Genomic DNA, 18,579 nt, shown 5'->3' with positions numbered 1-18,579 from the left:
CGGCAACGATACCGGCAGGGACGCCGTGCCCGCGCGTAATCTGCAACGATCCTGGCCGCTGTTCCTGCGTATCTTCGCGCTCATGCTGATCACCGTGCTGCTGGTCCAGGTGCTGAACTTCGCCACGCTGCTGTTGATGCCGCCGCCGACGCCGATCATCTTCACCACCACCCGGATCGCAGCGTTCGCCCGCACCGGCGTCGACCCCGCCAAGCTGCTGAAGACCGAGATTGCGACCCGCGCGCCCAACCCGACCGACAGTCCGCGCGACCGACGGCTGGGCGCGATCATCGCCACCGATCTCGGCCTGCCCGCGACCGCGGTCGTCGTCGAGGCGGAGCGGTCCGGACGCCCGATGTTCGCGGATGCGCTGCGACCGCCGATACCGATGGGACCGCCGATCGGACCCCGTCGGCATCATAATTTCGCCGCGCTGGAGAATGCGCTGTTCGGTCCGTTCGTCGTTTCGATCGACGTCGGCGGTGGCAGATGGCGCGTGATCCGCCCGACCAGCGCGATCATGGGCCCGTGGCGAATCCGCATCATCCTGTGGTTTCTAGTCGCGCTGGCAGTCGTTGCACCGATCGCCTGGGCGCTCGCCCGACGCGTGGTCAAGCCGATCGGCCGATTCACGGCAGCGGTCGAACGCCTCGGCCGCGATCCGCGCGCGGAACCGTTGACGCTGATCGGCCCGCCCGAGATTGCCGAGGCGGCAATCGCCTTCAACGTGATGCAGGAACGGCTCAATCGCTATGTCGAGGATCGCACGACGCTGATCGCCGCGGTCGCGCACGACTTGCGAACACCGTTGATGCGGCTCTCGTTGCGGCTCGAAAAGGCGCCGGAGGACATCCGCATCGCCACCGAGGACGACATTCAGGAGATGAGCCATCGGATCGGTGCGGCGATGGCGTTCGTCCGGGACATGACACGGCATGTTCGTCGCCAACGCCTGGATCTGCGATCGCTGGCGGAGAGCGTCACCGACGAGTTCGCGGACCGCGGCGACGACGTCGTGCTCCAGATCGGTGATCCCCTGACGATCGAAGGCGATGCCCCCTCGCTGAAGGCGTTGATCGGCAACCTGGTCGGCAATGCGATCAAATACGCCGGTCATGCCGAGGTGCTGCTGTACCGCGACCGCGACACGGTGGTCATCGAAGTGCAGGACCGCGGCCCCGGCATGCAGCCCGACGACCTGATCCGTGCGTTCGAACCGTTCTTTCGCGCCGAACAATCGCGCAACCGCGATACCGGCGGGATCGGACTGGGTCTCGCCAGCGTCCGCGCGGTGGCCCGTGCGCATGGCGGCGATGCGACGCTCGATGTGCGCCCCGAAGGCGGGTTGCGAGCCCGCATCACGCTACCAGGCTGACCGTTTTTGTCCGGCGACATGCAAGGAGTCCCTATGCGACGCGTAATCCTCATCGGGCTGGCGGGCGCACTGGCAGGCTGTGCCGCCGACCTCCCGCGCCCCGGCGATCCGCCTGAGCGTGGCCGCGGCCAATTGTTCGTCAGCCCAATGGGCGAGCCGTTTCGCACGATCCTTCGCCCCGGCGCCGCGCAAGCCCTTTGGTTCGCTGGAGCGGATGCGGATGGTGACGGACGCCTTACGCTGACGGAGTTCCAGCACGACGCGATGCGCTTTTTCGCGGTGCTCGATCGCGGCAAGGACGGGGAAATCGACCCGGACGACATCGCATTTTACGAAAACGTCCTCGTCCCTGAAATCCGCGTCGTCGGCGGCCGCCGCATGGCCGATGGGAGCGGGCGGCGTGGCGATAACGGGGGCGGTCGAAACGGCGGCGGTCGAAACGGGGGCGGAGGCGGCGGTGACGGCATGCGCTTTGGCAATGGTGGTTCCAGCAAGACTGCCGTGGCCCGAGAACGCCAGGGTGCGGCGCGGTTCGGGTTCTTCGACTTTCCCGAGCCGGTCATTACCGCCGACCGCGATGGCAACCGCGGGGTCGACGTCAGCGAATTCACGAGCACCGCGACGGTTCGTTTCGCGGCGTTGGACCGCAATCACGATGGCGCGATAACGCGCGGGGAATTGCCACGCGCCGGGGCCGAGACATGGCGCAACGGATCCGATGCGCCGGTCGAACCCCACCGCGACAGGGACCCCGAAAAACCCTGATAGCGAGGGTTCGCCGAGGTCCGTCAGTTGAGCATCGTCCTACTGGTCGCTGCCCGGGCCCTTTGGCAGTTGCTGTGACAAACCTACGTGCGACGGTACGCCGCCACCCGCAGGGCCGTCGAGGAACGGGCCGCCGTCGGGATCGCGCATCGGGCCACCCGGCATGGCCCTCATCATCGGGGGTCCCATCATGGAGGGGCCCATCATGGGAGGGCCCATCATCGCGGGGCCGTGACGTAGACGCATCAACGCCTCGAATGCGGCGCGCTGTTTCGTATCCAGGCCATCATAGAAGCTTCGCGCCGCGGCGATGCGCCGGGTGTCATCGGCTGCGCGCTGGGCCGTCATCTCCGTCATGCGTTGCAAATGCTGCTCGAAACCGTCCGACGGCATCGCCTCACGCGTCTTTTCCCCGCGCGGCATCGCCGACGGCGGTACGAATGACTGCAGAAATGCGTCGAGTGCCGGACGTTGCGCCGCCCGCAGCTGCAGCAGAAGCGCCATGTCGTCCGCCTCGCGCCGTTGCAGCGTCACGACGTCGATCCTTGGTGGCCCTGCCCGCTGCATCTGGGCACTGGCAATACCCGGCATTCCCATCAGCAGTGCAAGCATCGGCACTATCCTTGGCGTCATGTCTTTCTCCTTTTGATAATGAATTCGGGCATCTCAGCCGAGCAGTCCGGAGATGACCCAGCGTCGGCTGACCGCCGACTTGACGATCGTGGCGCCGCACCGACGACAGGCGGATCGCTGGATCGGTTCGCTCAGGACATCCCGGTGGCGCGAACGCGGCGCATGACGCCCGATCGCGCATTCGGGCGACGATATTGACTGGTGCTGCATGAAACTGCCCTCCGAGATCCCCGGAGGCAGTTTTGCGCGCCAATCTTGTCCGCAGTATTTCGAGGACACACCGACGCTACGCCGGTCGAGGACACCATCCGAAACGCGGGACAATTGATCGCGCGTGCAAGATCGGGGCCTGCGCCGCGCGCACGAACGCGTGGCGTCAGGCTGGTTCGGCCGAAATCTCCAGGCGCTTGCCGACGAAATCTTGCGCTGCGACCGTGTCGATCTGGCGCTCGATTCCCCGCGTCAACGCGGCCGGAACGCGTACCGCAAAACCGCGATCGACCAGGCCTTCGACAGCCCACCGGACGCAATAGTCCGCAGCGACGCCGATGACCGTGACCTCGGTGATCCGTTGCGCGGCAAGGCGATCGAAGAACTCTTCGCGGGGAATCGTCCGGCTCGCATCGCGTGCGTCTTCGATCGCGAGCCCCGGTTCGGCCCACATGTCGAACACCCCTTCTCGATCCGCCATGCCGGGATCGCCGGATCGACCAGTGCAACATCGAGCATGTTCTCCCACCCGCGCGTGCCCCGGACGCAGTGGATCGGGAACATCGCCGCTTCGGGCGACGCGGCGTAGGTTTCGCGGAAATGCGTGTCGAAGGTGAAGAGGACACCTAAGGTTTCACCGGGCTTCAAAGCCGACAGCCAAGCCTGCATCGGCGCCACCAGTCCCTCGGCCCCCGCGACGCTCAGCGCGCCGTCCGCCGCCATGAAATCCCACTGCGTATCCACCACGACCACGAACCGCGCCATCGCCCGTCTCCTTTGACCGCTGCTTGACACACTCCCGTCATCTCGGACACCCGCAACCCCCAAGCAACGCAGGAGCCCGCGCGCATGGCCGTGACCGATATCGCCACCCGGACGTACAATCACAATTTCCGGCTCGATCCGATCGTGCGCAGCCTGCTCGATACCGATTTCTACAAGCTGCTGATGTTGCAGATGATCCGGCAGGTCTATCCGGACGTGCATGCCACCTTCGCGCTGATCAACCGGACGAAGACGGTGCGGCTGGCGGAGATCGTCGACGAGGCCGAACTGCGCGCGCAGCTCGATCACGCCCGAACGCTCAGGTTCGCGAAGAAGGAGCTGATCTGGCTCGCGGGCAACAGCTTCTACGGCAAGCAGAAGATGTTCGGACCCGAGTTCCTCGCCTGGCTCGGCGAGTTCCAGCTGCCCGCCTACGACCTGCGGAAGGTCGATGGGCAGTACGAGCTGCATTTCGACGGTCCGTGGACGCACACGACTATGTGGGAAATCCCTGCACTGACGATCATCAACGAGTTGAAATCGCGTGCGGCCCTACGCGATCGCGGCCGGTTCGCACTCGATATCGTCTATGCGCGCGCCAAGGCGAAACTGTGGGAGAAGGTCGAGCGGTTGCGCGAGCTGCCCGACCTCGTCCTGTCGGACTTCGGCACGCGGCGGCGGCACGGCTTCCTGTGGCAGCGCTGGTGCGTGGAGGCGCTCAAGGAGGGGCTTGGCGACCGGTTCATCGGCACCTCGAACGTGCTGCTGGCGATGGATGCGGATCTGGAGGCGATCGGCACGAACGCACACGAACTGCCGATGGTGACCGCCGCACTGGCCGAGAGCGATGCCGAGCTGGCCGACGCGCCGTACCGCGTGCTCGAGCATTGGCGGCAGCATTATAACGGCAACCTCCTGATCGCGCTGCCCGATGCGTTCGGGACGACCGCGTTCCTGCGGAACGCGCCGCACTGGCTGGCGGAGTGGACCGGGTTCCGCCCCGACAGCGCGCCGCCGATCGCGGGTGGCGAGCAGATCATCCGCTGGTGGGAGGAACAGGGCGTCGATCCGAAGACCAAGCTTCTGATCTTTTCCGACGGGATGGACATCGACACGATCGAGCAGGTGTATGGCCATTTCCATGGGCGTGTGCGGATGAGCTTTGGCTGGGGGACCAACCTGACCAACGACTTCCGCGGCTGCGATCCCGATGGCGCGGCGGCGCTGGAGCCGATCTCGCTGGTCTGCAAGGTGATCGAGGCGAACGGGCGCCCTGCGGTGAAGCTGTCGGATAATCCCGCCAAGGCGACCGGCGAACCCTCCGAAATCGCCCGTTATTTGCGCGTATTCGGCGAAGCCGACCGGGCGAGCGCACCGGTGCTCGTCTAACTCGCCAAACGTGGCATCTGCGCAACACACCAGCCACATTTCGCAACAAAATTGTTACACACGGCGATATTACCTTGCTTCGTTACGCCCCTGAGCCATCATTCGTATACAAAATATAAGAGCGGATGCGGTGCGGAAACACGAACAGGGGGATGGTTCATGCGTGCAGTGACAACGTTCAGATATCTGGGCAGACATTCGGGCAAATATGCCAGCGTCGGTAGTTTGGCCCTGGCGACGATGCTAGCGGGGGCGCCGGTCCAGGCGCAAACCGTCACGACACCCGCGGCGGAGGCCACGCCCCCGTCGATCAGACCAGCGGGGAAGAGATCGTCGTCACCGGATCGCGCATCCGTCGCGATCCGCTGTCGCAGCCTTCGCCGGTCATCACGGTCGATGCGGAATCGATCCAGCGGACCGGGCTGTCGTCGGTCGCCGACGTGCTCCAGCGGCTACCAAGCGCGGCCGGCGGGCTCAATTCGAAGGCCAATAATTCGGGGAACATCGGCAATCCGCCCGATGGCGGCGGCGTGGGTGCAGGGTCGGCCGAGATCGATCTGCGCTATCTCACCGCCAAGCGGACGCTGGTGCTGGTCGACGGCCTGCGCTTCGTCAACGGCGCGTCGGCGAGCGGGATTCCCTCGACGGTCGATCTCAACACGATCCAGGTCGGCTCGATCGAGCGGATCGAGATCCTCCAGTCGGGCCAGTCGCCACTCTATGGCTCGGACGCGCTGGCCGGCGTCGTCAACATCATCACCAAGTCGCAGCAGAAAGGGCTCAAGGCCTCCGCGCAGTTCGGTACGTTCCGTCAGGGCGACGGCCATACGCAGGACTATAACGTCAGCTACGGGATCCAGGCGCCGCGGACGAGCGTGGTGTTCGGCGGCAGCTATGTGAAGCAGGAGGCGGTGCGCACCGGCGACCGCGCGATCTCGCAATTCCCCAACCCCGGCCAGACGAGCTGCACCGATCCGATCGGCGGCTGTTCGAGCGCGACGGTGAACGGCTATGTCCAGCTGACCGGCGCGGCATTGACGTTGAAGTCGGCACCGATCCTCGGTCGGCCGCGCTACGACGCGGCGAACCCGACCGGCGCGAACAGCGACTACCGTCTGCTCACGACCTCGGACCGGTTCAATTTCGCACCGTTCAACTATTTCCTGACGCCGTCGGAGCGCTACGGCTTCTTCGTCAGCGCCAAGCAGGAGCTGACCGACAGCGTGAACCTGCGCGTGAAGATGAACTACACGCGGCGCAATTCGCAGAATCAGGCGGCGTTCCTGCCGCTGTTCGTCGGGCCCGATGCGGGCAACGGCAATCTGCTCGATACGATCTCGATCGATGCGACCAACCCGTATAATCCGTTCGGCTATACGCTGTCGGCAGGCGGCGCGGGCAATGCGCCGGCGAATTACTCGACGGTGCGTCGTCGTCTCGTCGAAGCGTGGCAGCGCACCTATACGCAGACCGTCGACACGATGTCGGCGACCGCGACGCTCGATGGCTCGTTCATGGTCGGCAGCCGTAAATTCTACTGGGATGCCAACGCTGTGCTCGGCTTCAACGATGCCAAGCAACTGTTCACCGGCAACATCAATGCGGCGCTGCTGCAACAGGCGCTCGGCCCGGTCGCGAATTGCACCGGCGCATGCGTCCCGTTCAACATCTTCGGCGGCGCCGGCTCGGTGACGCCGGCGATGCTCGCCTATATCGCGTTCGACGAGCGCGCACGCAGTTCGCAGAGCCTGGAGGATTATACCGCCAATATCTCGGGCGACCTGTTCGACCTGCCCGCCGGCCCGGTCGGTATCGCCGCGGGGTATGAGCACCGCGTCCAATATGGCAGCTTCACGCCCGACCCGCTGATCACCGCAGGGCTCGGCGCGGACATTCCGGCGCAGCCCGCGCGGTCATTTCAACTCGGACGAGGTCTATGCCGAGCTGCGCGTGCCGCTGATCCACGACACGCCGTTGATCCATTCGCTCGAAGTCGGCGGTGCGGTGCGGCATTCGAACTATTCGACCAGCGGCAGCAACACGACCTATACCGGCAGCGGCCTGTGGAAGCCGGTCAGCGACCTGCTGTTCCGCGCCTCCTATGCGCAAGGGTTCCGCGCCCCGAGCATCGGCGAATTGTTCGGGGCGGAATCGCGGTCGGATGCGCCGATCGACGATCCCTGCACCAACGTCGCCGGGTCGCCGTATCAGAGCTCGGCCACGGTGCGGGCGAACTGCACCGCGAACGGCGTACCCGCGAACGGGAGTTACCAGGAGCCCAATGGCGGCCAGCTCGGCGTGCTGACCGGCGGCAACAGCGCGTTGAAGCCGGAAACCTCGCGGACCTGGCTGTTCGGCGGCGTCTATGCGCCGAACTGGGCCAGGAGCAGCGGCTTTGCCAGCCAGCTGAGCCTCGAGGGCAATTACTACGACATCAAGGTGAGCGACGCGATCGCACCGGTCGCGGCACAGCTAACGCTGAGCCGGTGTGCGGAAACCGGCGATGCGCTGAGCTGCGCGGCGATCACCCGGACCTCGAACGGGCTGATCTCGCGGATCAACGCGCAGTTGCAGAATATCGGCGGGATCCGCACGCGCGGTGTCGACGTGACCGCGATCTATCGCTCGCCACGCACCTCGGCAGGGACGTTCGGGCTGTCGCTCAACGGCAATATCCTGTTGAAATACACCGAGACGTTCCCGGCGGCGACGGGCTTCACCACCACCGACTACCGCGGCACGACGCGCGGCTTCCCCGACCAGTCCTACCCGAAGTTCAAGGGCAATGCGGTGGTCGACTGGGATATCGGCGCGGCGCGCGCGTCGTTCACCGGGCGCTACATCAACAGCGTGAAGGAAGCCGATGGTAAAAAGCTCGACAGCACCTTCTACGGCGACGTCCAGCTAACGTTGGCGCCGGGCTGGCTGGAGAACCGGTTGGGCCTGACGATCGGCGTCAACAACGTGTTCAACCAGGACCCGCCGGCCTGCTTCAGCTGCACCGGGCCGAACTATGATCCAACCACATACGACGTGCCGGGGCAGTTCGGGTATATCCGTCTGTCGTGGGGGCTTTGATCCCGCGGGCGTGATCTAGTGGGGAAGGCGGTCCGCTGATGGCGGGCGGACCGTCTCCCGTCATCCTGATGAAAATCAGATTCAGAGTAACGCGCGACGTCCTTTGTAACTCCGGATCCTGACTTTCGTCAGGATGACGGGAACTCAGTCCTCGACGAGTTTCATGAAGCGGCGCTCTACCGGGGCCAGCACCGGGCCAAGCTCATGGCCGCGCTTCACTACCGCGCCGCCCTCGCCGATCAGGGCCCACATGCCCTGTTTGTTGCGCAACGACGGGCGTTTCTCGATCCGGAACTCGGGGCGTTCCGCGGCACGACGGAAGGCGGCGAATACGGCGGCGTCCTTGCCGAGATCGATTGCGTAGTCGCGCCAGTGGCCCGCTGCGACCATCCGGCCGTAGAGATCGAGGATCCGGTTGAGTTCGAGGCGTTCGAAGCCGACCTGCGTCGCCTTGGACGGTATCGGGAAGGGTACGACGCCCATCAATTATCCACCATCATGCGCGGTCGCGTCGATCCTCGGGAAGACCATCGGCAAGCAACGCGTCGAGCCGCTTGCGCATCGTCTCGAGCTCGCAGCGCATGATCTCCATCTTCTGCGTCGCCGGATCGAACATCTCGCTGCACGGCGTACCGTAGGGCACGAAGCGGGGCACTTCGGGCGCGTTGCCGCCCTCGATCGTCGTCGCGCGCGGGGATTCCGACCACCGTCGTGCCTGCCGGCACGTCACGCGTGACGACCGCGTTGGCGCCGACGCGCGAGCGCTTGCCGAGCGTGATCGGGCCCAGCACCTGCGCGCCCGAACCGATGATCGCACCGTCGGAGATGGTCGGGTGGCGCTTGCCCTGGACGCCGTTATCGGGGCTGGTGCCGCCGAGCGTGACGCACTGGTAGATCGTCACGTCGTCGCCGATCTCCGCGGTCTCGCCGATCACGACGAAGCCGTGGTCGATGAAGAAATTGCGGCCGATCGTCGCGCCTGGGTGAATGTCGATCGCGGTCGTGAAGCGCGACCAGTGATTGACGCAGCGCGCGAGGAAATAGAGTTTCGCCTTGTACAGGCGGTGCGCGATGCGGTGATAGCCGAGCGCCCAGACGCCGGGATACAGCATGATTTCGGCGCGCGAATGCGGGGCGGGATCGCGGGCGCGGATCGAGATCCAGATAGGCCAGTAATCCGCTCGACATCCGCAGTCCCCTTCAGGATTTCAGTATCTAGGGTATCGAACCGCCGATTTCCAGAACCGGGCGCAAGGGCCGCCTCAGGCCGCCACATCGGACTGCCGGGATCGGGGTAAAGCCTATCTTTGTTGTGGGATAAGCCCGCGCTGTGCAGTTTAGGCGCCATATTGAGGGGATGCCGATGTTCGACCTGACGACCTTGAGTTTCGAGACGCTCCTGCCCTTCATCCTGGTCGGGTTCGCCGCGCAGATCGTCGACGGGGCGCTGGGGATGGCGTTCGGGGTGATATCGAACACGCTGCTGCTGTGGGTCGGCGTGCCACCCGCCGCGGCGTCGGCGGGGGTGCATACCGTCGAGACGTTCACCACCGCGGTGTCGGGTATCAGCCACGTGCTGCACAAGAACGTGAACTGGAAACTGTTCCTCCGGTTGATGATCCCGGGCGTAATCGGCGGGGTGCTGGGCGCGTACGTGCTGTCGAACATCGATGCGAGCACGGCGAAACCCTTCATCCTCGCGTATCTGACGTCGATCGGCGTGTACCTGCTGTACCGGGGCTTGCGCTATCCGCCCAAGCAGAAGGAGCCGAAGATCGTCGAGCCGCTCGGGCTGGTCGGCGGGTTCCTCGACGCGGCGGGCGGTGGCGGCTGGGGGCCGGTGGTGACGTCGAACCTGCTGGTGCAGGGCGCATCGCCGCGGACCACGATCGGTACGGTGAATACGGCCGAGTTCTTCCTGACCGCGACGATCTCGGCGACGTTCATCACGCAGCTTGGCTGGGCGGCGTTCACGCAGGCGACGGTGGGGTTGCTGATCGGGGGCGTGCTGGCGGCGCCGTTCGGGGCGATGCTGGCGAAGCGCGTGCCGGCTAAGACGCTGATGGTGCTGGTGGGGGTGATTCTGACGATCACGAGCTTGTTCGGGCTCTACCGCGCGATCTGGCACTGACCCAACTCCCCTCCCGCTCGCGGGAGGGGTCGGGGAGGGGCTGGCCTCAATACGCCGGCGCGGTTGGAATAGAAGCCCCTCCCTAACCCCTCCCGCAAGCGGGAGGGGAACAGAAGTCAGAGCGTCGCGTGGATCGTCGCGACTGCCGCCATCACCGCGCCGATCCGTACCGACGTCTGGATCGCCTCGGCGGTCACGCCGGCCTTCTTCAGAATCTGCTCGTGGCTGTCGATGCACATGCCGCAGCCGTTCATCGCCGACACGGCTAGGCTGAACAGCTCGAAGTCGACCTTGTCGATGCCGGGCTGGCCGATCACGTTCATGCGCAGCTTGGCCGGCATGTTGCGATATTCCTGGTTCCCGGCGAGGTGCGTGAAGCGGTAATAGACGTTGTTCATCGCCATCACCGCTGCCGCTGCACGCGCTGCATTGGCCGCCTCGGGCGAGAGTTTCGGCGCGCATTCGGCTTCGGCGGCCTCGACCAGCGGCTTGTAGCCCGAGCCGTGCGCGCAAGTCAGCAGCAGGCCGTATTTGCGCTGGTCGGTGAGGTGAGTCTCGTTCAGGAGCGAACCGACGTTGAGGCGGATGTCCTTGGCGTAATCGGGCAGCGTGCCCGCGAATTCCTTGAGTGACATGATACTTCCTTCTGCTCCCCTTCCGCTTGCGGGAGGGGTCGGGGAGGGACTGGAGACAAAAGAGAGGGCGGTCCGTGTGGACACGCCCTCCCCCAACCCCTCCCGCAAGCGGGAGGGGAGTTTCAGTTACGCAGCGAGCTGGAGGACGTCGTCGCCCTTGTTCCAGTTGCACGGGCAGAGCTCGTCGGTCTGCAGCGCGTCGAGCACGCGAAGCGTCTCGGCGGGGTTGCGGCCGACGTTCAGGCCGTTGACCTGGACCGCCTGGATGACGTTGTCGGGATCGATGATGAAGGTCGCACGGAACGCGACATGCTCGTTCTTGTCGACGATGCCGAGCGCGTCGGCGAGCTTCGCGCCGTTATCCGCGAGCCACGGGAAGTCCGCGGCGGCCAGGTCCGCGTCCGACTTGCGCCAGGCGAGGTGGACGTGCGCGGTGTCGGTCGACGCGCCGATCAGCACGGCGTCACGGTCTTCGAAATCGCTGCGGATGTCGCTGTAGCCGACGATCTCGGTCGGGCAGACGAAGGTGAAATCCTTCGGCCAGTAGAACAGCACCTTCCACTTGCCGGGATATGCCGTCGTCAGGTCGAGCGTCTCGCCGGCGGGCAGCGCGGCGGTGCCCTGCTGGACGGGAATGGTCATCGATGGGAACTGGTCGCCGATGGTCAACATGATGGAAGCCTCCTGGAAATAATTGGCTCCAGGCATCCTCAAGGGCGGCGGTTGGCCCGCTCGGTTGTTGTGCATTGCGGTATAGGGGGCTGGTGTAATCGATCCAACGCTCTATTTATCATCTGATGATCGATAGAGGCGATTAATGGCTGCGACCTACCTACCCACGTTGAAACAGTTGCAATATCTGGTTGCGCTGAAGGACCACGGCCATTTCGGGCGCGCCGCGGAGGCGTGTTTCGTCACGCAATCGACGCTGTCGGCGGGCCTGCGCGAGCTCGAAACGCTGATCGGCGTGGTGCTGGTCGAGCGGACGCGGCGAGTCGTGCGGTTCACGCCGCTAGGCGACGGTATCGCCGACAAGGCGCGGCGCGTGCTGCGCGAGGCGGAGGAGCTGGGCGACATGGCGCGCGCCGCCGGCCAACCGCTGTCGGGCGACATGCGGATGAGCGTCATCCCGACGATCGCGCCGTTCATGCTGCCGAGGATCCTGCCGCGGTTGCGGAAGGACTATCCCGACCTCAAGCTGTTCCTGCGCGAGGAGCCTAGTGGTCCGGCGTGCGAGGGGTTGCACAATGGCCGGACCGACTGCGTGCTGCTCGCGCTTCCCTACGCGTGCGGCGAAGTGACGTCCGAGACGCTGTTCGAGGATCGTCTGTTCGTCGCCTATCCGTCGGGCGAGGAGCAGACCGCGCTGCCCGCGATCCCGGCGTCGGCGATCGACGAGACGCGGTTGCTGCTGCTTGAGGACGGGCATTGCCTGAAGGATCACGCGCTCGGGGCATGCAACCGGCCGGAATTGCGCGCGGAGGCGACGATGCTGGGCACGTCGCTGCACACGATCGTGCAGATGGTCGACAACGGGCTTGGCATCACGATGCTGCCCGAGATGGCGCTGAAGGCCGGCATCCTCGACAACACCAACATTACGGCCAGGCCGCTCGACGAGATCAACGCGGTGCGGAAAATCGCCTTGGTCTGGCGGCGGGCGAGCCCGCGGGAAAAGGACTTTCGATTGATGGCAAAGGCGCTGGCCGACGTTCAGTAAGCGGCTCGGCTCACCGTGAGATTGGCACGGATGCGCAACCAACTCGGCGTTCGATCGTATGTTTCGCGAGTTCCCGCTGGAGACCCGATGATGTCGAAGACGCTTCCGCTACTGCTGATGACGAGTGCACTGGCGCTCGCGGCGTGCAGTGGCAAATCGAAGGACGACGTGGCCAGTCCGTCGACCAATCCCGCGCTGTCGGTGCCGAACGGCCCGCCTGCGGTCGCCAATCCGACCGTCGGCGGCGTGCCGATGATGGCCACGCGGACGATCGTCGACAACGCGTCGGCCGCACCGAACCTGTCGACGCTGGTCGCCGCGGTTAAGGCCGCGGATCTGGTCGGCACGCTCTCGGGTCCCGGGCCGTTCACGGTGTTCGCGCCGACCAACGACGCGTTCGGCCGGCTCGCACCGGGCATGGTCGATACGTTGCTGAAGCCGGAGAACAAGGCCTCGCTGACCAAGGTCCTGACCTATCATGTCGTGCCGGGGGCGATCACCGCCGATGATCTTCGCCAGCGCATCGCGGCCGGCGGCGGTACGGCGACGCTGACCACCGTCGAGGGCGACCCGATCACCGCGACGCTGGTCGGTGCGGTGATCGCGCTGACCGACGTCAACGGTAACAAGAGCTATATCGAGACCGCAGACGTGCGCCAGTCGAACGGCGTCGTGCATGTCGTCAACGGCGTAATCGTGCCGAAACTTAGCTGATCGGCATGATTGTCGGGCTCGGTTCGTCGCATCGATGGCGCGGCTGGTCCGCCAAAACATTGAAGACGAGCCGGACGCGTACCTACTTTTTCCGTTCGAGTTTCCAATCGTCCCACCAATTACATTTGGAGTCGCATATGACTGTTAAGACGAACCTTTTGATTGCCGCCGCATCGAGCATGATCCTCGCCGCCGGTGCGACCGCACAGACGACGACGCCTGCGGCGCCCGCAGCACCGGCGCAGACGGCGCCAGCCACCACCGCTACGCCGCAGGCAGCGCCTGCAACTGCGGCTTCGGCTGCACCGACGGCCGCGCCGACGACTACGATTGCCGCTGCGCTGCCGACGTTGCCGAACCGCGCGACGCTGACCAAGCTGGTGACCGCGGCAAAGTTGCAGACGACGCTCGAAGGCCCCGGCCCGTTCACCGTGTTCGCCCCGAGCGACGAGGCGTTCACCCGTCTGCCCGCTGGCGCGCTCGACACGCTGTTGAAGCCTGAGTCGGCACCGACGCTCGCGACGATCATCAAGTATCACGTCGTTGCCGGTGCGATCACGTCGGACCAGCTCAAGGCGCAGATCACCGCCGGTGGTGGCAAGGCCACGCTGACGACGCTCGCCGGGCAACCGCTGATCGCCTCGCTCGGGCCGAACGGCAACATCGAGCTGACCGACACCGCCGGGATCAAGGCGTATGTCGATACGGCCGACATCAAGGAGACGAACGGCGTCGTCCACCTGACCAACGGCATGAGCGTTCCGAAGCTCGGCTAAAAGATTGCGGGCCGCGACCTTCACAAAAAGGTCGTGGCCCGTATCTTGTTTCCCCGCGAAGGCGGTGACCCAGCCTGGGCTCCCGCCTTCGCGAGAGAACAACCTTTGGTTTAGGCCTTCGGCTTATCCCACCGAACAGCAGCGGCATGATCGCCATCGCGAGCTTCGACCCAGCTAGCCGTTGCACCACGGGTCTCGCGCTTCCAGAACGGCGCATCGGTCTTTAGCCGATCGATCAAATACGCACAGGCCTCCAGCGCCGCGCCGCGATGCGCCGCCGTCGCCGCGACGAACACGATGCGCTCCCCCGGATGCATCGGCCCGACCCGGTGCACGATGATCGCGCCGCTTAGCTGCCAGCGTTCGATCGCGCCCTCGGCAACCTTCAGCAACGCCGCTTCGGTCGCACCGGGATAATGTTCGAGTTCGAGCGTACCGACGCCATCGTCAGCACGTACGAGGCCGGTGAACGTCGCCACCGCGCCGGCCCCTGCCGCCTCGGCGCGCGTCATTTCAGCCGCGATATCGATCGACGACTGCTGGACCGAAATATGGATCATCCGCCGGTCACCGGTGGGAAGATCGCAATCTCCTGCGCCCGACCGATCGGCGTATCGAGCGAGACGAAGTCCTGATCGATCGCTGCGCGCAACCGCGAGCGGTTCTCGAACGCGCCCGCGTGTGCCTCGCTCGTTTCCGCCAGCCAGTCGACCAGATCGGCCACCGTCACTACGCTCGCAGGCGGCTCGACCGACTCTTCGCCCGTGCCGATGCGCTCGCGCACCCAGGCGAAATACACCATCCGTACCGTCATTTTCAGTCCATGTGCTTCAAGCCGACGCGGAGATAATCCCACCCGGTCAGCAACGTAAGGACGGCCGCGCCCCACAGCGCGACGATGCCGACGGTATGGACCCAGATCATATCAGGCACCGCGCCACCAAGGATGATGCCGCCCAGCGACACGAGCTGCAGCGTCGTCTTCCACTTGGCGAGCTGCGACACGGGAACGGAGACCTGCACCTGCGCCAGGAACTCGCGCAGCCCCGACACCGCGATCTCGCGCAGCAGGATGACCAGTGCGGCGATCACATGGATGCCGGCAATATCGCGCGTGCCGACCAGGATCAGGATCACCGCGGCAACCATGATCTTGTCGGCGATCGGATCGAGGAAGATCCCCAGCCGCGACACCGCACCGCTCGACCGCGCGAGGTAACCATCGAAATAATCGGTGATGCCCATCAGGCAATACAGCACGAAGGCGATGCCGTACCCCGCCTCCCAGTCGGGCCACCACAGGAACCAGACCAGCAGGGGCACCGCGACGATCCGCGACAATGTCAGGAGGTTAGGCAAGCTCAGCACCCACCACCCCTATACCGGTCGGTCGCGCGGCGAAACCGGTTTAAGCGTTGGCGTGAGCATGGCGCTGGGCTAAGGGTTTGGCGTATTTTCGCAACGATCTGGGCGATTTCTCGCATGCTCAATGCCCTCGGGTTGCTGAAGCAACGTCGCTTCCTGCCCCTGTTCACCACGCAGTTTCTCGGCGCGTTCAACGACAACCTGTTCAAGACTTCGATGGTCCTGTTCGCCACCTATGCGGTCTTCAACGACCCTAAGATGGAGGCGAACTTCAACGCGTTGGCGACGGGACTTGGCATCCTGCCGTTCTTCCTGCTGTCCGCGCTCGCCGGGCAGTTGGCGGACAGTCACGACAAGGCGCGGATCATCCGGATCGTGAAGACGGTCGAGATCGGCATCATGATCCTGGGCGCGACCGGGCTTATGGTGGCGCGCTTCGGACATCCGTCGCTGGGAATCGGGCTGATGCTCGGCGCGGTACTGTGCCTCGGCGTGCACTCGACGTTCTTCGGGCCGATCAAATACGCGATCCTGCCGCAGCATCTGAAACCGTGCGACGTGCTCGGCGGCACCGGGCTGGTCGAGGCGGGAACGTATCTTGCGATCCTGCTCGGCACGGTGACCGCGGGCTGGATCCCGATCGAGGGCGCCGCCGCCAGCGTGTTGATCGTCGCGCTGGTCGGCTGGTTCGCCGGCCGACAGGTGCCCCCGCACCCCGCGAAGGTCCGCCGCTGAAGCTCGACTACAACCCGTTCACGGCGTCGTGGCGACTGATCAGCGCGACGCTGCACATCCCGCGGCTGTTTCTCGCGATCATCGCGATCAGCTTCTTCTGGACGATCGGCGCGGTACTCATCATCGTCTTCCCGCCCCTGGTGAAGAACGTGCTGACCGCCGACGAGCGGGTCGCTAGCTTCGTCATTGCGGTGTTCTCGGTCGGAGTCGCGATCGGGTCGGTCGTGATCAACTCGATGCTGCGAGGGCGGATCTCGGCGAAGTTCTCGCCGGCATCGGTGATCGCGATGGGCGGCTTCGTCGTGTTGTTCTCGTTCCTGGCGCGGAACTGGACGCCTGCACCGGCGGGGCAATATTACGACTGGGCCGGCTTCATTCATCAGCCGGGCGCGATCCCCGTGCTCGCCACGCTGCTGGCGATTGCGATCACCGGCGGGATGTTCGTCGTGCCGCTCTATGCGTTCCTCACGACGACCGTCGAGAAGGATCAGACTGCGCGGACCGTCGCGGCGAACAATGTCGTCAATTCGGGCGCGATGACGATCGGTTCGATTCTGGTGATCGGCATTACCGCGATGGGCGTGACGCCGGAGGACATGCTGTTCCTGGTCGCGGCGATGTGCCTGGTCTCGGCTTGGCTGGCGCAGAAGCTGCACCGCGCGTGTGACAACGATGCCGTCGGGTGCTTGCCGACGTTGAGGGGGTAGCTCGCTCACCGGCCCACCGGCATCCGTTCGTGCTGAGCGAAGTCGAAGCACCTTCACCTGGGACGTGCTTTTCGACTTCGCTCAGGGCGAACGGCATGTTGTCAAAAAATGAAGCTGTAGAAGCACGTGAAGAACGCCGCGAAGCTCAGGAAAAACAGCTTCACGTCGTGATCGTCGTTCTTCGCAGCCGCGACGACCGGCGGCGGCAAAGACCGGCGCAGCGGATGGCGGGCAGCTTCGTTGGTGAGGACTAGGCGTCTGGTCATGATGCAAACGTTAACGCGGCGTTTACCAATTCGACCAGTCGCAAAAATGGTTAAACCCGAGCCGTCCGGGAATGGGACGGAATTGCGCCGCCGGAAGCGCGTCGAGCCGCACGCAGCAGCCCCCTGTCCTTGCCCTATCGCGCCGTATAAGCTGCCGCCATGCGCCGCGACTCCGCGCCCACAAGGACCCGAATTATCCAGCAGATTGCGGCACTTCCCTATGTGATCGACGCCGACGGCCACGCGCGCGTGATGCTGATCACCTCACGCGATACCGGGCGCTGGGTGATCCCCAAGGGCAATCCGATCGCCGGGCTCGCCAGCCACGAGGCGGCGGCGCAGGAAGCGTATGAGGAAGCCGGCATCCGTGGCATCCCCTGCCCCACCGCGGTCGGCGAGTTCAGCTACCGCAAACGCCGCCGCACCGGCCGCTACCGCGACATGATCGTCACCGTGTTTCCGCTCGCGTTCGTCGAGCAGGTCAACGACTGGCCCGAGCGTCATCAGCGCGAGACCCGCTGGTTTACGCTTGATCGCGCCGCGGAGGCTGTCAATGAGCCCGGCCTGAAGGCGCTGATCGCTGCTTTCCGCGAACCGCCGATCCCGGCGTCGTTCGCGCAACGTATCTTACCCGTCGTGCGCAAGAGTGCGAAAAGGAGAATTCCGATGCTGGGCTGGTTCCAGTCGCTGATGCCGAAGCAGGGACGGTTCTTCGAACTGTTCGACGCGCATGCCGCGACCCTGGTCGCCGGCGCCGATGCGCTCGCACGGCTGCTCCACGGCGAGGGCTCGATCGAGGGTCAGATCGCCGAGATCGTCAAGCGCGAGCACGAGGCCGACGATATCACGCGGGAGGTTCTCCAGGACGTCCGCCGGGTGTTCGTGACGCCGTTCGACCGCAGCGCGATCACCGACCTCATCGGCGTGATGGACGACGCGATCGACCAGATGAACGGCACCGCCAACGCGATCGCGCTGTACGAAGTCACCGAGTTCTCACCCCAGATGCGCGACATGGCGGGGATCATCGTCGAGGCCGCACGGATTACGGCAGAGGCGATCCCGCTGCTCCGTTCGCTCGGCACCAACGCAGGCCGGTTGCACGACCTGACAGCGCGGCTGATCCAGATCGAGGGGCATGCCGACGATATCCACGACACCGGCCTGCGTGCGTTGTTCCAGGCGTCGAAGATCAGCGCGGACCCGATGACCTTCATCATCAACCGCGAGATCTACAGCAGCCTGGAAAAGATCGTCGACCGCTTCGAGGATGTGGCGAACGAGATCCAGGGGCTGGTCATCGACCATGCTTGAA

At 65.0% G+C, this 18,579-nt stretch carries 20 protein-coding genes and 3 pseudogenes; 11 read left to right on the top strand and 12 right to left on the bottom strand.

Annotation, left to right across the window (positions count from 1 at the left end; all coding sequences use genetic code 11):
* The first annotated feature begins 25 nt into the window (after nucleotides 1–25).
* Both QP181_RS01445 and QP181_RS19850 read left to right on the top strand, forming a co-directional pair.
* Nucleotides 26–1,375 carry a sensor histidine kinase gene (locus QP181_RS01445; protein ID WP_333927332.1) on the top strand — a complete coding sequence of 450 codons (1,350 nt, stop codon included), beginning with the start codon at nucleotides 26–28 and terminating at the stop codon, nucleotides 1,373–1,375.
* A gap of 18 nt (nucleotides 1,376–1,393) precedes the next feature.
* Complete coding sequence (locus QP181_RS19850) at nucleotides 1,394–2,140, top strand: EF-hand domain-containing protein (protein WP_443027505.1); 747 nt, start codon at nucleotides 1,394–1,396, stop codon at nucleotides 2,138–2,140.
* Nucleotides 2,141–2,179: 39 nt separating this feature from the next.
* On the opposite strand, the gene QP181_RS01435 is transcribed toward QP181_RS19850, so the two are convergent.
* The 3 genes from QP181_RS01435 to QP181_RS01425 form a co-directional block, all read right to left on the bottom strand.
* Nucleotides 2,180–2,752: a Spy/CpxP family protein refolding chaperone gene (locus QP181_RS01435; RefSeq protein WP_333927330.1), complete on the bottom strand. Its 573-nt coding sequence runs from the start codon at nucleotides 2,750–2,752 to the stop codon at nucleotides 2,180–2,182.
* A gap of 54 nt (nucleotides 2,753–2,806) precedes the next feature.
* Nucleotides 2,807–2,983: a hypothetical protein gene (locus tag QP181_RS01430; RefSeq protein ID WP_333927329.1), complete on the bottom strand. Its 177-nt coding sequence runs from the start codon at nucleotides 2,981–2,983 to the stop codon at nucleotides 2,807–2,809.
* 252 nt (nucleotides 2,984–3,235) lie between these two features.
* On the bottom strand, nucleotides 3,236–3,748 hold the full coding sequence (locus QP181_RS01425) for a hypothetical protein (protein WP_333927328.1): 513 nt from the start codon (nucleotides 3,746–3,748) through the stop codon (nucleotides 3,236–3,238).
* A gap of 84 nt (nucleotides 3,749–3,832) precedes the next feature.
* Here QP181_RS01425 and pncB point away from each other — a divergent pair, with 84 nt between their 5' ends.
* Entirely contained in the window at nucleotides 3,833–5,137 is a 1,305-nt protein-coding gene (gene pncB, locus QP181_RS01420; protein WP_333927327.1) for a nicotinate phosphoribosyltransferase, read from the top strand.
* Nucleotides 5,138–5,447: 310 nt separating this feature from the next.
* Here the strand turns inward: pncB and QP181_RS01415 are convergent, their stop codons facing one another.
* Entirely contained in the window at nucleotides 5,448–5,627 is a 180-nt protein-coding gene (locus QP181_RS01415) for a hypothetical protein (protein WP_333929686.1), read from the bottom strand.
* Here QP181_RS01415 and QP181_RS01410 point away from each other — a divergent pair.
* Nucleotides 5,545–5,823: pseudogene (locus QP181_RS01410) on the top strand (TonB-dependent receptor plug domain-containing protein); the annotation flags it as partial. The gene QP181_RS01415 and the pseudogene QP181_RS01410 sit on opposite strands and share 83 nt — an antisense overlap.
* A 1,264-nt stretch (nucleotides 5,824–7,087) precedes the next feature.
* Nucleotides 7,088–8,215: a TonB-dependent receptor domain-containing protein gene (locus QP181_RS01405; RefSeq protein ID WP_333927326.1), complete on the top strand. Its 1,128-nt coding sequence runs from the start codon at nucleotides 7,088–7,090 to the stop codon at nucleotides 8,213–8,215.
* 144 nt (nucleotides 8,216–8,359) lie between these two features.
* On the opposite strand, the gene QP181_RS01400 is transcribed toward QP181_RS01405, so the two are convergent.
* A complete protein-coding gene (locus QP181_RS01400; protein ID WP_132738950.1) occupies nucleotides 8,360–8,698 on the bottom strand; it encodes a DUF2794 domain-containing protein in 339 nt (112 codons plus the stop codon).
* A 13-nt stretch (nucleotides 8,699–8,711) separates the two neighbouring features.
* Nucleotides 8,712–9,403: pseudogene (epsC, locus tag QP181_RS01395) on the bottom strand (serine O-acetyltransferase EpsC).
* A gap of 175 nt (nucleotides 9,404–9,578) precedes the next feature.
* Between epsC and QP181_RS01390 the strand changes: the two are divergent.
* On the top strand, nucleotides 9,579–10,346 hold the full coding sequence (locus QP181_RS01390) for a sulfite exporter TauE/SafE family protein (protein ID WP_443027504.1): 768 nt from the start codon (nucleotides 9,579–9,581) through the stop codon (nucleotides 10,344–10,346).
* 116 nt (nucleotides 10,347–10,462) lie between these two features.
* Here the strand turns inward: QP181_RS01390 and ahpD are convergent, their stop codons facing one another.
* Together ahpD and QP181_RS01380 are read right to left on the bottom strand one after the other, a co-directional pair.
* Entirely contained in the window at nucleotides 10,463–10,981 is a 519-nt protein-coding gene (gene ahpD / locus QP181_RS01385) for an alkylhydroperoxidase, AhpD family (RefSeq protein ID WP_333921886.1), read from the bottom strand.
* 126 nt (nucleotides 10,982–11,107) lie between these two features.
* Nucleotides 11,108–11,653 (bottom strand): peroxiredoxin, encoded by a 546-nt coding sequence (locus QP181_RS01380; protein ID WP_130324348.1) that lies wholly within the window; start codon nucleotides 11,651–11,653, stop codon nucleotides 11,108–11,110.
* Between the two features lie 145 nt (nucleotides 11,654–11,798).
* Here QP181_RS01380 and QP181_RS01375 point away from each other — a divergent pair, with 145 nt between their 5' ends.
* The 3 genes from QP181_RS01375 to QP181_RS01365 all read left to right on the top strand — a co-directional run bounded on the left by QP181_RS01375 (nucleotide 11,799) and on the right by QP181_RS01365 (nucleotide 14,191).
* A complete protein-coding gene (locus QP181_RS01375; protein WP_333927324.1) occupies nucleotides 11,799–12,701 on the top strand; it encodes a hydrogen peroxide-inducible genes activator in 903 nt (300 codons plus the stop codon).
* Nucleotides 12,702–12,791: 90 nt separating this feature from the next.
* Nucleotides 12,792–13,415 carry a fasciclin domain-containing protein gene (locus tag QP181_RS01370; protein ID WP_333927323.1) on the top strand — a complete coding sequence of 208 codons (624 nt, stop codon included), beginning with the start codon at nucleotides 12,792–12,794 and terminating at the stop codon, nucleotides 13,413–13,415.
* A 137-nt stretch (nucleotides 13,416–13,552) separates the two neighbouring features.
* On the top strand, nucleotides 13,553–14,191 hold the full coding sequence (locus QP181_RS01365; RefSeq protein ID WP_333927322.1) for a fasciclin domain-containing protein: 639 nt from the start codon (nucleotides 13,553–13,555) through the stop codon (nucleotides 14,189–14,191).
* A 110-nt stretch (nucleotides 14,192–14,301) separates the two neighbouring features.
* Here the strand turns inward: QP181_RS01365 and QP181_RS01360 are convergent, their stop codons facing one another.
* Genes QP181_RS01360 through pgsA form a run of 3 tightly spaced genes read right to left on the bottom strand, consistent with a single transcriptional unit; the run spans nucleotide 14,302 to nucleotide 15,559 of the window.
* Nucleotides 14,302–14,751, bottom strand: a complete 450-nt coding sequence (locus tag QP181_RS01360) for a molybdenum cofactor biosynthesis protein MoaE (protein ID WP_333927321.1) — start codon at nucleotides 14,749–14,751, stop codon at nucleotides 14,302–14,304.
* Nucleotides 14,748–15,005, bottom strand: a complete 258-nt coding sequence (moaD, locus tag QP181_RS01355) for a molybdopterin converting factor subunit 1 (protein WP_132738967.1) — start codon at nucleotides 15,003–15,005, stop codon at nucleotides 14,748–14,750. Before moaD ends, QP181_RS01360 begins: the two co-directional genes overlap by 4 nt.
* Before the next feature lie 2 nt (nucleotides 15,006–15,007).
* Nucleotides 15,008–15,559 (bottom strand): CDP-diacylglycerol--glycerol-3-phosphate 3-phosphatidyltransferase, encoded by a 552-nt coding sequence (gene pgsA, locus QP181_RS01350; protein ID WP_132738970.1) that lies wholly within the window; start codon nucleotides 15,557–15,559, stop codon nucleotides 15,008–15,010.
* Nucleotides 15,560–15,673: 114 nt separating this feature from the next.
* Between pgsA and QP181_RS01345 the strand changes: the two are divergent.
* Nucleotides 15,674–16,998, top strand: a pseudogene (locus tag QP181_RS01345) (MFS transporter).
* 101 nt (nucleotides 16,999–17,099) lie between these two features.
* On the opposite strand, the gene QP181_RS01340 reads toward QP181_RS01345, so the two are convergent.
* The gene (locus tag QP181_RS01340; RefSeq protein ID WP_333927320.1) at nucleotides 17,100–17,264 is read right to left on the bottom strand and encodes a hypothetical protein; all 165 of its coding nucleotides are present in this window, start codon (nucleotides 17,262–17,264) and stop codon (nucleotides 17,100–17,102) included.
* 195 nt (nucleotides 17,265–17,459) lie between these two features.
* Here QP181_RS01340 and QP181_RS01335 point away from each other — a divergent pair, with 195 nt between their 5' ends.
* Nucleotides 17,460–18,578 carry a DUF47 family protein gene (locus QP181_RS01335; RefSeq protein ID WP_333929524.1) on the top strand — a complete coding sequence of 373 codons (1,119 nt, stop codon included), beginning with the start codon at nucleotides 17,460–17,462 and terminating at the stop codon, nucleotides 18,576–18,578.
* Nucleotide 18,579 lies beyond the last annotated feature (1 nt).

This window comes from Sphingomonas sp. LR55 (assembly GCF_036856015.1).
Taxonomy (GTDB): domain Bacteria; phylum Pseudomonadota; class Alphaproteobacteria; order Sphingomonadales; family Sphingomonadaceae; genus Sphingomonas.
This window is presented reverse-complemented; position numbering and strand designations above follow the sequence as displayed.

Coding starts and splice junctions, on each gene's coding strand:
- QP181_RS01365 (WP_333927322.1), top strand. CDS start 13,553: ATGACTGTTAAGACGAACCTTTTGATTGCCGCCGCATCGAGCATGATC.
- QP181_RS01390 (WP_443027504.1), top strand. CDS start 9,579: ATGTTCGACCTGACGACCTTGAGTTTCGAGACGCTCCTGCCCTTCATC.
- QP181_RS01430 (WP_333927329.1), bottom strand. CDS start 2,983: ATGCAGCACCAGTCAATATCGTCGCCCGAATGCGCGATCGGGCGTCAT.
- QP181_RS01425 (WP_333927328.1), bottom strand. CDS start 3,748: ATGGCGCGGTTCGTGGTCGTGGTGGATACGCAGTGGGATTTCATGGCG.
- QP181_RS01400 (WP_132738950.1), bottom strand. CDS start 8,698: ATGGGCGTCGTACCCTTCCCGATACCGTCCAAGGCGACGCAGGTCGGC.
- QP181_RS01435 (WP_333927330.1), bottom strand. CDS start 2,752: ATGCTTGCACTGCTGATGGGAATGCCGGGTATTGCCAGTGCCCAGATG.
- pncB (WP_333927327.1), top strand. CDS start 3,833: ATGGCCGTGACCGATATCGCCACCCGGACGTACAATCACAATTTCCGG.
- QP181_RS01375 (WP_333927324.1), top strand. CDS start 11,799: ATGGCTGCGACCTACCTACCCACGTTGAAACAGTTGCAATATCTGGTT.
- QP181_RS01360 (WP_333927321.1), bottom strand. CDS start 14,751: ATGATCCATATTTCGGTCCAGCAGTCGTCGATCGATATCGCGGCTGAA.
- QP181_RS01380 (WP_130324348.1), bottom strand. CDS start 11,653: ATGTTGACCATCGGCGACCAGTTCCCATCGATGACCATTCCCGTCCAG.
- moaD (WP_132738967.1), bottom strand. CDS start 15,005: ATGACGGTACGGATGGTGTATTTCGCCTGGGTGCGCGAGCGCATCGGC.
- QP181_RS19850 (WP_443027505.1), top strand. CDS start 1,394: ATGCAAGGAGTCCCTATGCGACGCGTAATCCTCATCGGGCTGGCGGGC.
- ahpD (WP_333921886.1), bottom strand. CDS start 10,981: ATGTCACTCAAGGAATTCGCGGGCACGCTGCCCGATTACGCCAAGGAC.
- QP181_RS01370 (WP_333927323.1), top strand. CDS start 12,792: ATGTCGAAGACGCTTCCGCTACTGCTGATGACGAGTGCACTGGCGCTC.
- QP181_RS01340 (WP_333927320.1), bottom strand. CDS start 17,264: ATGACCAGACGCCTAGTCCTCACCAACGAAGCTGCCCGCCATCCGCTG.